This window comes from Colwellia sp. 5_MG-2023 (assembly GCF_030547795.1).
Lineage (GTDB): Bacteria > Pseudomonadota > Gammaproteobacteria > Enterobacterales > Alteromonadaceae > Colwellia.
Map to the genome: position 1 here is coordinate 21,987 of NZ_JAUOPW010000020.1, position 12,517 is coordinate 34,503.

A 12,517-nucleotide genomic window follows, 5' to 3' on the forward strand; every position below is an offset into this window, starting at 1 on the left:
CTAATATTAGCTACTTATTAAAAACGTATGCTAACACCCACTTTATAACGAGCTTCACCTTCAAAACTCCAAGCAGGGTAACCCGCTTTAAATTCATCAGTAACACTAGCATCTAAACTCGCAACACCAATTTGAATACTGTCTTCTTCGGTAATGTTAACCGCTTCAAAAGTAATATCGATATAGTCGGTTGCTGCATAAGAGCCACTAAAATCTAAAGAACCGTAATCTTGATGCTCTCTGTTACCGTAAAAACCAGGTAATTCACGCATCATGTACTCAGAACGCCAGTTATAAGCAATACGTGCAGAGAAGTCATCATTTTCATAAAAACCAACTAAGTTAACAGTATGCTTAGACGAGTCAGAAAAAACACTCACTTCATCAGGGTAGTTTTCACCTGGAGATTCTGCATCGGCATAAGTGTAGTTAACTGAATAACCATAACCATTATCAAAGGCATCTTGAATTTGAACTTCGATCCCTTCAATTGAACCACCAGCACCGTTAACAGACTTACTTACCGTCCAACAGTCACCGTCAGCACCACCACAATTAAGACCGATAGCAGCAGAGTCATTATCAACAATGCCGATTGAGTTATTAAGTGTTTGCTGCGATGAAATAAATGAGCTTACTTCTTTAGTAAAGTAAGTAGCACTTAACATAGCATCATCACTGAAATACCATTCAATACCAATATCAGCTTGGAATGCTTTGAAAGGGCTTAAACTAACGTTACCTGTATTTTGAACTTCATTAGCTGCTATACCATCGTGATAACCAGTTAACGCTTGTGTAGCAAACATATCTGAATAGTTTGGACGAGAGATAACTTGTGCTGCTGATGTACGTAAAATGATATTGTCTGCTAAATCCATTACTACATTAATACTTGGTAATAACTCATTATAACTTGCAGATTCGTTTGTTAAATTAGTATCACGAACACCTGTAGAGCTAAGTGCATAATGATCAGATGAAGCATCTGTTGTAATATAACGTAGACCTAAGTTACCTCGAATACCATCGGTACTAAAATCAGCCATTGCATATATTGCAACATTTTCTTCATCAACTGTTCCGTATCCTGCTCTATCTTCTTCATAACCAGTAATAAAAGACTTAGAGTCACTTAACATAGCTGATAAATTTGGCGCGGGTAGTGTAAAACCTGCACCCGCAGAAATGGTACCTGAATAAAATGCAGAAGCATCTTGTCCTGTAATATCAGGAGCAATAGCGGCAAACGTTTGTTGTTTAACGCTATGATCTGCATAACGGAAACCTGTTTTTATCGAAGAGATAACACCCAGTTCAACAGGGACTTCTAAATCTAAATTTAAATACGTTTCTTCGTCAGAGTTCGGTTGTGTTTTAAGTGCCCAACTTGCCGAGGCTAAATCGCCTTGAAAATCATCAGCAGTAAAACTATTTCTAGCGATATCAATAGCAATCACTTTACCTGTTGCGTCATATGTACCAGCATAATCTTCAGCAGTACCTAACCATGTACCATAGTTTGCTGTTAAATCAGTACCACCTTCAGCTTTGGTAGAACCAACACGACCAGATAGCGTGTAGGCATCCGCTTCATATTTAAAATCAAGATCAACAGTTTCAGAAGTCATGCCTGTTTCACGTGCCCAAGTTTGTGCCCAACCTGAGTCAGCACCGGTACCTGGTCGACGATAAAAAGTACATGCGCCAGCAGCATTTGTTTGCTCACAAGCTGCATCTTTATCATCAGGAAACATGGTAAATACAGAGGTATTAGCATTATCAGCTTCTAAGTCTAATGACATTATATTTAAACCAAACTCTAAATTGTCCGTTGGTCTATATTGAAAAGCTACGTTTACCGCTGTACGTTCACGTTCTTGTTGGAAAGTTGTTGGAACAATTTCTCCCCAACCTAGTAACGACTCTATGCCATTACGTTGATAGTCAGTTTCAGAATAAGAAGCCGCAACTAAAACACCAAATGATTCATCATCATTTTTCCAGCTGTATAAACCAGATAGTTCAGGGTCAAGAGCTTCAGAAACCGTTCCGTAGTCACCTTTAATACTTAAAAAAGCTGTATTTGAGTCTAAATCTAGTGGTTTACGGGTTTTAACGATCACCGTACCACCAATACCACCTTCAACTAAATCAGCTTGAGAGGACTTATAAACTTCTAGACCACCAACAATTTCAGAAGGAAGCATAGAGTAATTGAAACTACGGTCAATCGCTTGTTGATCATACCAACCAGTAGATGCAACTGAGTGGCCATTTAATAAAGTACGTGTTAACTGTGCTGAGGCTCCACGAATAGAGACTTGTTGACCTTGGCCAAACTGACGGGACACTGCTACCCCTGGAATTCGAGCTAAAGACTCACCAACATCGCTATCTGGAAATTTACCAACATCTTCTGCTGATACAACATCAACTACGGCGTCAGAAAAACGTTTACCGTTTAATGATGCTTTTAATGAACCACGAATACCAGTTACTTTAATTACTTCCATTTCTTTATCTGTAACTTCTTCTGCAGCCATTACCATTGGTGCAGTACCACTAGCTAAGATTAAAGCGATTGAACTAGCTAACACGCCTTTTTTAAATATTTTAGATGACATAGATTTCCCTTACTCATTTTTGTTTTATTTAATTAATTTCAATTTTCTTGTATCAGCGAACTATTGATAAATTTCACAAGCTTATCTGAAATAAACTATATCGAAGCTCTCTATCTTTTTAATACAGTAATATAAATATTTTATTTTCATATTACGACAGCGCTGTCATAAATCATGACAACGCTGTCATAAGGCGACTAAAACCATAACGCTTATTTTTAAATTTAGCTAGTCAAATTCTAAAAATAATTTAATTTAAAATGTATTTTTTTCTTAAGTGATTGAAATAAAGTAATTTAAATTTTGCTTTAATGTAGCTAAATTCAACTTTTAATTATCATAAATACGTCATAATTTTAACACAGAGTGAAATTTATCGTTAAATTATATGATTTGAATAAAAATAATAGCGCAATTTACCAATAAAAAAGGCGAACAAAATTGTTCGCCTTTCATAAAAATTTAATACGTGTTATTGATAATAAGCTTTTGGCATATTACCTTTTTCAGTATAACGATCACGTAAAGCATCTTGACGTGATTGAGTGGAAACAGGTTTACCATTAATCCACATAAAATCTACTTTGGTGCTTAACTCCAAAGGATCACCACTCCATAATACTAAATCAGCATTTTTTCCTACTTCGATACGACCTGAGTTAAGTTTAAATACATCAGCTACATTAGCCGTAAGCGAAGCAATAGCATCAGCTTTTGGTAAGCCATTAGCAACGGCAATACCAGCATCAAAGCGTAATTGATTAATATTATGACTTTCACCTTTAGGTGCTAAAATAATCTTAACGCCTGCTTTAGCTAATATTCCCATGTTAGCTAAAGAAACGTGCAATGAGTCAAAACTACTCGGTAAATTATCAATTGAGCTTAAAATAACCGGTACGTCCGCTGCTGCTATTTCTTTGGCAACAAGTACAGCATCACTCGCACCAACCAACACTAAATCAATACCATATTTTTTCTTCAAGGTAAGTAAAGCTAGTAAGTCAGTTGCTCTGTCAGCATAAGCTAATAATGGCTTTTCTCCCGCCAATAAAGCATTAACAACTAATTCATCACGGTTTGGCTCTTTCGCTTCTTTTTTCTCTTTCGCTGTTTGATTTTTTTGCTTCGCTAACGCTTTTTTAGCATCAGCAAACTTATAATCTAGCGCTTGTAACTTTTGTGCTCTAGAGCCTTTCCTTTCTGAGCCTAAATAAATAATAACAGCATTTTGCTTTTCAATAATACTCGAAAAATCACCCGATAAGTTAACAGCAAATGTTTGACCTGCAAACAGACCTTCTCCGCCAACGGGTGTCGATATATTGCTCGTGATCCCACCTTTACGGGTATAAGGAATTAAAGTTGATTTAGGGTTGAATGCTAAGCTAGCGTCAAAGGTGATATCTGCCTTTTCATCCCTACCATCACGTGTTCTTGATACAGCGCCAACTTCAACTAAGCCTAAAGAATTCATGGTTCCAATAAAACCTGGGGTTAATACTCTTCCCTTGGCGTCAATGACTTCATCTGCTGCAATATTTTCAGGCCTATTCTCATTTTCATAAACTTGAGTAATGACTCCTTCATCAATAATAACAGTGGCTTGCTCTAAAATTCCTTGGCTTGCTACCGTATGAACAGTGGCATTAGTAATAGCCGTGATTTTAGCATTTACTGCAGTACTCGTTAACGCTAATACGGTAAGAGATGCTGTTACTAATGAACGTAAAATAAATGTTTGTTTTTTTTGTTGAATATTTTTCATTAGTTATCCCCTACTCTTGCCCTAAAAGAAAATCACTTTTCGCTTGATATTTTTCATCGAAACGATCGTACACTTTTGCGCCATCAACAAAAACTTGTTCAGCACGTGCATAAACACTAAAGGGATTAGTATTCCATAAAACTACATCTGCATTTTTGCCGACTTCTAAGCTACCGGTTTTATCATTAATACCTAACGATTTTGCTGCATTAGCTGTAATCCATTTAATTGCATCTTCTTCTTTTAGATTAAAACCATTATCAATAGCACGATATAACACCTTGCCGGCTTCTTGGTTTAATCGTTGAATTGTCGTTTCAGAATCCGAATGAACAATAGCGCATGAATTTTTCACAGCATCAACAATTGCTACGTTTTCATCAACCATATCATAGGCTTCCATTTTAAAGCCCCACCAGTCAGGCCACATGGCAACACAATTTCCATTTTCAGCTAACTCGTCTGCAATTTTGTAAGCTTCTACCGCATGATGAAAAGTACCAGAGTCATAGTTAAACTCTTTAGCTATGTCGACCATTACAGCCATTTCTTCTGCTTTATAACAATGATTATGCACAAGAATTTCACCGTCAAGTACGCCCATTAAAGTATCTAATTCTAGGTTTCTTTTCGGCGCTTCAGGATTTTTACCTGCGTCATAATCACTATTATATTTAGCCCATGCGCGTTTATATTCAGTTGCTTCAGCCCAAGCTGCTCGATAACCAGCAACATTTCCCATACGCGTTGAAGGCATTTGCTTTCTGCTACCATAAACACGCTTAGGATTTTCTCCGCACGCCATTTTCAAACCGTAAGGAGCATCAGCAAACTTCATCGCTTGCATAGTATGGCCAGGAACATTTCGTAGAGTTACGCCACGGCCACCAAATAAATTGGCTGAGCCAGGTAAAATTTGTAATGTAGTTATGCCACCTTCTCTAGCTGCTTCAAAACCAGGATCTTGTGGCCAAACACTATGTTCAGCCCAAACCTCAGAGGTATTAGGCGAGGTCATTTCATTACCATCAGAGTGTGATTCAACACTAGGGCTTGGGTATACACCTAAATGAGAATGCACATCAATAATACCTGGGGTTATCCATTTACCTTGCGCGTCAATAACTTCTACATTGGTTGCCGTTAAATCAACACCAACTTGTTTAATTTTACCATCAATAATAAGAACATCTGCATTATCCATACGTTCACCAATACCATTTAATACAGTGGCATTAGTAAATAAGGTGTTTTGTTGTGGTAATACTTTGTATGTGCTTGGGAATGGGTTTTTATTTATCGTGACTTTATCATCTTGTTTTTCGTTGGGTGAACACGCAGTCAAAGTAAGTGACACTGCGGTCAAAGCTAAACTCAGCTTAAAAGGTATTTTTTTCATGTTTATTCCTTTAGGTAAATAACAGCTATTATTATTTTTCATGGCTATTCAAGTAGTATCGAAAAGTTTTTCCTAGCTAAAATATATAAGAAAATTATTTTTTACTTTGATATTAAACAACCCGATCTGGGGTTAAATAGAATAGTTTAGACCTAAAAAGAATATTATGTTTGACCAGTAACGACAAGCCCTTAGCGCTATAAGTAGCGTGTTTGAGACAGAATTACGACCAATGGTATAAAAATTGAGATAGTTTACTGAGGAGCATTCTTAATATTTAATGAATCAATATTTAAATGGATCAATAAAACCTAGGTAAAACTAAGTCAGTTAAACTTAGTTAAACGTCGATAAGAATAACCGTTTGATTTTTTTATATCTAAATAACAGTAACATAATTGCCATAGCAAAATAGAACAAAGGCGATGTTAATTCTGACTTAACCGACCAGTAAAAATGGATTGCTACCAATAAAATGATGATATAGCTCACATTATGTAGCTGTTGCCATGATTTACCCATTTTACGTTTTAACTTATTTATAGATGTAATACTTAACGCGGTTAATAAAAAGAAAGCCGCCATACCAATGGTAATATATGGACGTTTCCATACTTCACTAATAAATAATGCGCCATCAAATTGTATTTCAAAAGATAAAAAGTTAACTAAGTGGAATAAAGCATAAGTATAAGCATAAAGCCCAAGTAAGCGTCTAACGTTCAACAAATAACCTTGTTTAGTTAATTGAGCGATTGGCGTAACACTTAACGTTATTAACAATAAATTAAACGCTCCTATACCAGTAAAATGAATAACACTTTCAACTGGATCTGCCCCTAATTTATCATTAAAAGCTAAAAAATATAAATTAACTAATGGTATCAAAGCACCTAAGTGAATAAGTACTTTTAATAAAAACACTTTAGTATCATTTTTCATATTATCTAGACAGCTTATGTTTGTAGAAAGACATCATTTACATTAAAAGTTTTTTGATAAATCCATACCTTTATAAAGATCAGCAACTTCTTCGCCATAACCATTAAAAGGTAGTGTTGCAACACGATTACGCGAAAAAAGTCCTCCCGTTGTTATACTACGTTCACTCGCTTGGCTCCACCTTGGGTGATCATGATTAGGGTTAACATTAGCGTAAAAACCATATTCTTTTGGTGCCAGTTTATTCCATGTGGTTGGCGGCTTATGCTCAAGTAATTTAATGCCAACAATTGATTTAATACTTTTAAACCCATACTTCCACGGAACAACCAAACGAATAGGTGCACCATTTTGCGGAGGCAGTGTTTTACCATATAAGCCTACGCTCATTAACGTTAAGGCATTCATCGCTTCATCTATACGTAAAGCTTCTACATAAGGGAAAATAAGACCACCACCTAAACGTCTGTCGGCTTGCCCAGGCATCTGTTTAGGGTCATACAACGTTTCAAAAGCCACATACTTAGCACGAGAATTAGGCGCTACTTTTTTAAGTAAATCAGCTAAAGAAAAACCAATCCAAGGAATAACCATTGACCAGGCTTCAACACAACGCAAACGGTAAATACGTTCTTCTAAAGGAAACATGTTAGTTAAGTTGTCATAATCAAGCGTTATTGGATTATCACATTCGCCTGATATTTTTAACTGCCAAGGGGCAACATCAAAGCCTTGTGATAGCGCTAAAGGTTGATCCTTTTGAGCGCCAAATTCATAAAAATTATTATGTGAAATCACCTTATTTTCAGGTGTTCTAAGCAGGTGCTCATTTGTTGAGTCTTTACTGAAATTAAGCGCTTTGGTTTGAAACTTCACCTTCTCTTTATCATCATCTGAAAAAAAGCCCGCTTGCGCTGTAGAGGTAATGGCAGAGCTCATTACTGCACTCGCACCTAGAAACCCCATTTTTTTCAATAAACTTCGACGTTCAAGATATACCGATTCATCGGTAACGTTGCAATCTTTAAGGGTATTTTTTGTCGGGATATTAATCAGCATATCAGTATCTAATGGTTCATATTAAAGCACATGAAATAGTAGACACTGATATAGCAGAAATAATTTCAATTATCTCGATTACTGACTAAATTTTTAAACAATCATTTACTGCTTAAACTGAGAGATATTATTATTAAAAGAAAAACTATGCTGTTTTTACTAACTGTTGTAAATGCGTAATGACATCACTTGATTCATAAAGCCACTGTACTTCACCATTATTTTTCTCAATACGCAAACAAGGCACAGTACGTTTGCCCCCCTCACGAATAAGCTCTTCGCGGTAATCATTTTTTTGGTTAATGTTACGCAATTCTATATTCAAACCTTCACGCTTAATTGTACGGCGTACTTTTACACAAAAAGGACAACTAGGTAGTTGGTACAAACTTAAATTTTTAGTATTCTCATCAACTTTTTTCTGTTCTTCAACGGTTCTTTTTGGTGATTTTGGTGAAAAAATAAAGTTTAGTAATAAAATAAGGCGACCAATTGGCCAGCGTATGAGCGACATAATCATAGTATTGTTTCTATAGTAAAGTGTGTATTAAAACTTTTATTTAAAAAGTGCGTTAAAACATCTAATTTGATCATTAAACCAAATTCGGTGAAGGTGAAATAGTTTAGCATGAACCATCTTTGTTAGCCCATACATAACCCGAGAAGAATATTGCTTAAATGTTACTGAATATCTTGGCTTTGATCATATTGAGTCAGTTTATTAAATTTAATCATGGCGCGTAGCTCTGTTATATATTCCATCCCGCGCTCAGAATAACGACTTAAACCTTCAGCTAAAACAAGCCCTGTTATCGGCTGCTTGTCAGCTCTTTGTTGTGCCCGTATATTTCGTAATGACTGATATGCAGGATGGCTATTTAAATTATTCATATAGCTTTCAAGTGACTGTTGAGGTGAGTCAAAAGCAGCAACTTCATGGCTCTTACCAGAGTCTCTTTTATTAGGAATAAGTCCACAACCTTTTTCAAAACACCATTGACCAAAAAAATTATTACCGAGTTGAGCAAACCTTGAGGTTCCCCACGCACTTTCATTAGCTGCTTGTGCTAAGACAAGTGATGGCGGTAATACATCAACACGCTTAAGTAGTTTTTGCCAAAAAATATCATCGTCAATAGTGGCGTCTGTGACTCTGTACTGAATTGCTATATCGGCAATTTTTCGCTTATCCCACCAACTGATATTATTTCTATTTTCTGACCATAAAAGTAACTGTTTTCTCGTCTTTTTTATGTTTATATTCTTTTCATCAATAAGCGGAATAAAGTAATTAAAAAAAGCGGACTTTCTCTCCGTACCGGCAGCGTATTCTTCAAAGTTAGGTCGCTTTGGTTCGTGTGAATAAAGGGTGATAACGAGTGTAAGCAATAAAACTAATACGGCTAATAAAATTGATATTCGTTTATTATCGAATGCTTTATTCATATAACTTCCTTAATTAAATGAGTTTTAGGGCCATTTATTCGTTACGTTAACTTATTGAAAATCTTTATTGAGTACCTTATTTATGTGCATTTATACTTAGGTACGTTTATGCTTAGCTCCGCTTACTTTTAGGTATATAATTCAAAATAGAAACGGGAACGACTTTTTTGACATCAAAGCCTTCAAATTCTTTCCGATTAATCACATGGCCTAGCCTACTTTCAATAGCACATAAGTTTCTAAAGTTATCTTTGGAAACAAAAGATACTGCTTCTCCAGATGCTCCAGCTCGACCTGTTCTACCTATTCGATGAATATAATCATCAACATTGTCAGGCAGATCATAATTCACTACACGCTCAAGTGCGCCAATATCAAGACCACGTGCAGCAATGCCTGTTGCAACTAAGTATTTAATTTTCCCTGATTTAAAATCATGCCATATTTGTTCACGAACGGCTTGTGTTCTTCCACTATGGATAGCTTCTGCTTTTATGTCACGTTTTTCTAACTGACTTACCAATTTAGCAGCCCCATGTTTTGTTTCAATAAAAATAAGCGCCTGCTGCCATTGCAAACTTTTTATTAAATGACTTAATAATGCCGATTTATTACCTTTATCGGTAGTTACCAACCATTGCGCTATTTGGGGCTTTGAAGCACTGTTTTGAGCGATACAGATTTCTACCGGGTGATTAATAGTTCTTTTAGCTAAGGCACGTACTTCATCTGAAATAGTAGCAGAAAACAATAAATTTTGACGTTGTGTAGGTAAGCGCTCAATAATTTTATTAATGTCATCAATAAACCCCATATCAAGCATTCTATCAGCTTCATCTAATACTAACATTTCAAGCTCATCAAAATGTAAAGCACGTTGATGTGTCATATCTAATAATCGGCCAGGTGTCGCAACAATAATATCAACTCCCCATATTAGTCGTTGCTTTTGTGGTACGGCATCAACACCACCATACATAGCCATAGAACTTAACGTTAAATATTTACTATATGAGCTAATACTTGCTTCAACTTGCACCGCTAATTCACGTGTAGGAACCAATATAAGTGCACGTATACGTTTGCCACGCAACTTACGATCTGTATTTATTTTTTTTGTATGTAACTGCTCTAAAAGAGGCAAAACAAAGCTCGCAGTTTTACCTGTACCTGTTTGCGCGCCAGCAATAAGGTCTTTACCAGACAAGACAACTGGTATTGCTTGCTTTTGAATATCAGTAGGCTCTGTATAAGCTAAATCAGCAACAGCTTTTAAAATGGGTTCAGATAATCCAAGGGTTGAAAATGACATGTAGATCCAGAAGAGTAAACTGTGTTAATTAGAATAAATAAAGCGACTACAACGTAAAGTCGCTTATTAAAGAGAGGTTAGCAAACTATTGTTGTGCTTGTATTTTTAACCCATTTAGAAAAGTTGAAAGTACATCATCACTGCAGTCTCTGTAGTGCTTATGGTTTACATTTCTAAAAAAAGCACTTAGCTCATATTTACCTAAGCTTAAACCGGCTAATTCAAGAATATTAATAACATCATCAGCCTTAAGTCCAAAGGCTATTTTTAGCTTATTAAAAATAGCATTATTTGTTAATACTTGCTCAGCTTGACGTTGAGGCGTATCGTCCTTAGCACCTCTTTTCTCAGTGATTAAACCATTTAAAAAGCTTGCTAATTCGCTATCAGAGAGTACTTGATAAGCACTGTCATTTTTCTCTTTGAAAAAATCGGCTAACTGTTCTTGGGTAATAACACATTCCCCTAGCGCAAATACGACAAGTATTTTTTCATCATTAAAATTTAAAATCGTACTGATACGACGAAGAAGGTCATTATTTATCATTAATTTGCCCAGAGCTGTAAAAATAGTGAAAGTGCTTATAGTATAACGGCTATCAACCTATAAGCGCTATCACATTCATACAATATGCTCGATTACATTACTTAAGCTTTTGCTAACGCTTGTTCAATATCGGCAATAATATCGTCAATATGTTCAATACCCACAGATATTCTAACAAGATCTTCAGAAACCCCCGCAGATTTAAGCTCTTTGGCATTTAACTGTCGATGTGTCGTCGATGCAGGGTGACACGCAAGTGATTTTGCATCACCAATGTTGACTAAGCGTAAAATCATACCAAGAGCATCGATAAATCGCCCACCAGCTTCACTACCACCTTTAATACCAAAACTTAAGATACCTGACGCTTGACCATTAGTGACAGTTTGGCAAAGTGCATTATAAGGACTTTCAGGTAAAGCAGCATAATTAACCCAATTTACTTTTTCATGGTTGCTCAGATATTTAGCGACCTTAAGTGCATTTTCACAATGGCGCTCCATGCGTAAACATAAAGTTTCGAGACCTTGCATGATCAAAAATGAACTATGTGGTGATAAAGCAGCACCTGTATTTCTAAGTGGTACTACACGACAACGACCAATATAAGCTGCTGCGCCTAATGCTTCAGTATAAACAACATCATGGTATGAAGGATCTGGTTCATTTAACATTGGAAACCTATTTTTGTTTGCAACCCAATCAAATTTTCCTGAGTCAACAATAATGCCGCCAATAGTTGTACCGTGACCACCAATATATTTAGTTAATGAGTGAACAACAATATCCGCACCATGCTCAAACGGACGACACAAAGCTGGACTTGCAACGGTATTATCAACAATTAACGGCACACCATGTTTGTGTGCAATTTTAGCGAGTCCTTCAAGATCGATAATATTACCCGCTGGGTTACCAATAGATTCACAAAAAACGGCTTTTGTATTCTCATCAATTAAGTTATCAAATGAAGCTAAATCATCACCTGAAGCAAACTTTACTTCTATGCCTTGTCTTGGCAAGGTATGTGCGAATAAATTATAAGTACCACCATAAAGCTGACTAGTACTGATAATATTATCACCTGCTGATGTAATAGCTTGAATAGCATAGGTAATTGCCGACATACCCGAAGCAACAGCTAACCCTGCAATACCACCTTCCATTTGAGACACGCGTTGTTCCAATACATCCGTTGTTGGATTCATAATACGCGTATATATATTACCTGGAACTTTTAAGTCAAATAAATCAGCACCGTGTTGTGTGCTATCAAAAGTATAAGAAGTTGTTTGATATATAGGTGTTGTTGCAGCCTTGGTTGTGGCTTCAGAGTCATATCCATGGTGCAGTGCTAAAGAGGCTAGTTTCATAAAATTCCCTAATTGATGTTATTATAATTGAAGTTAATCTATCT

General features: G+C 36.2%; 10 protein-coding genes. All 10 read right to left on the minus strand.

What is annotated here, in order from left to right:
- Positions 1–17: 17 nt before the first annotated feature.
- The 10 genes from Q4496_RS13120 to Q4496_RS13165 all read right to left on the minus strand — a co-directional run bounded on the left by Q4496_RS13120 (position 18) and on the right by Q4496_RS13165 (position 12,473).
- Positions 18–2,627: a TonB-dependent receptor gene (locus Q4496_RS13120; RefSeq protein ID WP_303610597.1), complete on the minus strand. Its 2,610-nt coding sequence runs from the start codon at positions 2,625–2,627 to the stop codon at positions 18–20.
- Positions 2,628–3,099: 472 nt separating this feature from the next.
- Positions 3,100–4,395, minus strand: coding sequence for an amidohydrolase family protein (locus Q4496_RS13125; protein ID WP_303610598.1), 1,296 nt, complete (start codon positions 4,393–4,395; stop codon positions 3,100–3,102).
- Positions 4,396–4,405: 10 nt separating this feature from the next.
- Entirely contained in the window at positions 4,406–5,794 is a 1,389-nt protein-coding gene (locus Q4496_RS13130) for an amidohydrolase (protein ID WP_303610599.1), read from the minus strand.
- 336 nt (positions 5,795–6,130) lie between these two features.
- Positions 6,131–6,736, minus strand: a complete 606-nt coding sequence (gene msrQ, locus Q4496_RS13135; RefSeq protein ID WP_303602728.1) for a protein-methionine-sulfoxide reductase heme-binding subunit MsrQ — start codon at positions 6,734–6,736, stop codon at positions 6,131–6,133.
- 42 nt (positions 6,737–6,778) lie between these two features.
- On the minus strand, positions 6,779–7,795 hold the full coding sequence (gene msrP / locus Q4496_RS13140; RefSeq protein ID WP_303610600.1) for a protein-methionine-sulfoxide reductase catalytic subunit MsrP: 1,017 nt from the start codon (positions 7,793–7,795) through the stop codon (positions 6,779–6,781).
- Between the two features lie 145 nt (positions 7,796–7,940).
- Positions 7,941–8,309 (minus strand): glutaredoxin, encoded by a 369-nt coding sequence (locus Q4496_RS13145; RefSeq protein ID WP_159822533.1) that lies wholly within the window; start codon positions 8,307–8,309, stop codon positions 7,941–7,943.
- A gap of 167 nt (positions 8,310–8,476) precedes the next feature.
- On the minus strand, positions 8,477–9,241 hold the full coding sequence (locus Q4496_RS13150; RefSeq protein WP_215971441.1) for a glucosaminidase domain-containing protein: 765 nt from the start codon (positions 9,239–9,241) through the stop codon (positions 8,477–8,479).
- 112 nt (positions 9,242–9,353) lie between these two features.
- Positions 9,354–10,553 (minus strand): DEAD/DEAH box helicase, encoded by a 1,200-nt coding sequence (locus tag Q4496_RS13155; protein ID WP_303610601.1) that lies wholly within the window; start codon positions 10,551–10,553, stop codon positions 9,354–9,356.
- Positions 10,554–10,638: 85 nt separating this feature from the next.
- Complete coding sequence (locus Q4496_RS13160) at positions 10,639–11,100, minus strand: DUF1456 family protein (protein WP_215971443.1); 462 nt, start codon at positions 11,098–11,100, stop codon at positions 10,639–10,641.
- Between the two features lie 101 nt (positions 11,101–11,201).
- Positions 11,202–12,473 (minus strand): O-acetylhomoserine aminocarboxypropyltransferase/cysteine synthase family protein, encoded by a 1,272-nt coding sequence (locus tag Q4496_RS13165; protein WP_303610602.1) that lies wholly within the window; start codon positions 12,471–12,473, stop codon positions 11,202–11,204.
- Between the last annotated feature and the right edge of the window lie 44 nt (positions 12,474–12,517).

Coding starts and splice junctions, on each gene's coding strand:
- Q4496_RS13145 (WP_159822533.1), bottom strand. CDS start 8,309: ATGTCGCTCATACGCTGGCCAATTGGTCGCCTTATTTTATTACTAAAC.
- Q4496_RS13165 (WP_303610602.1), bottom strand. CDS start 12,473: ATGAAACTAGCCTCTTTAGCACTGCACCATGGATATGACTCTGAAGCC.
- Q4496_RS13125 (WP_303610598.1), bottom strand. CDS start 4,395: ATGAAAAATATTCAACAAAAAAAACAAACATTTATTTTACGTTCATTA.
- Q4496_RS13155 (WP_303610601.1), bottom strand. CDS start 10,553: ATGTCATTTTCAACCCTTGGATTATCTGAACCCATTTTAAAAGCTGTT.
- msrP (WP_303610600.1), bottom strand. CDS start 7,795: ATGCTGATTAATATCCCGACAAAAAATACCCTTAAAGATTGCAACGTT.
- Q4496_RS13160 (WP_215971443.1), bottom strand. CDS start 11,100: ATGATAAATAATGACCTTCTTCGTCGTATCAGTACGATTTTAAATTTT.
- Q4496_RS13150 (WP_215971441.1), bottom strand. CDS start 9,241: ATGAATAAAGCATTCGATAATAAACGAATATCAATTTTATTAGCCGTA.
- Q4496_RS13120 (WP_303610597.1), bottom strand. CDS start 2,627: ATGTCATCTAAAATATTTAAAAAAGGCGTGTTAGCTAGTTCAATCGCT.
- Q4496_RS13130 (WP_303610599.1), bottom strand. CDS start 5,794: ATGAAAAAAATACCTTTTAAGCTGAGTTTAGCTTTGACCGCAGTGTCA.
- msrQ (WP_303602728.1), bottom strand. CDS start 6,736: ATGAAAAATGATACTAAAGTGTTTTTATTAAAAGTACTTATTCACTTA.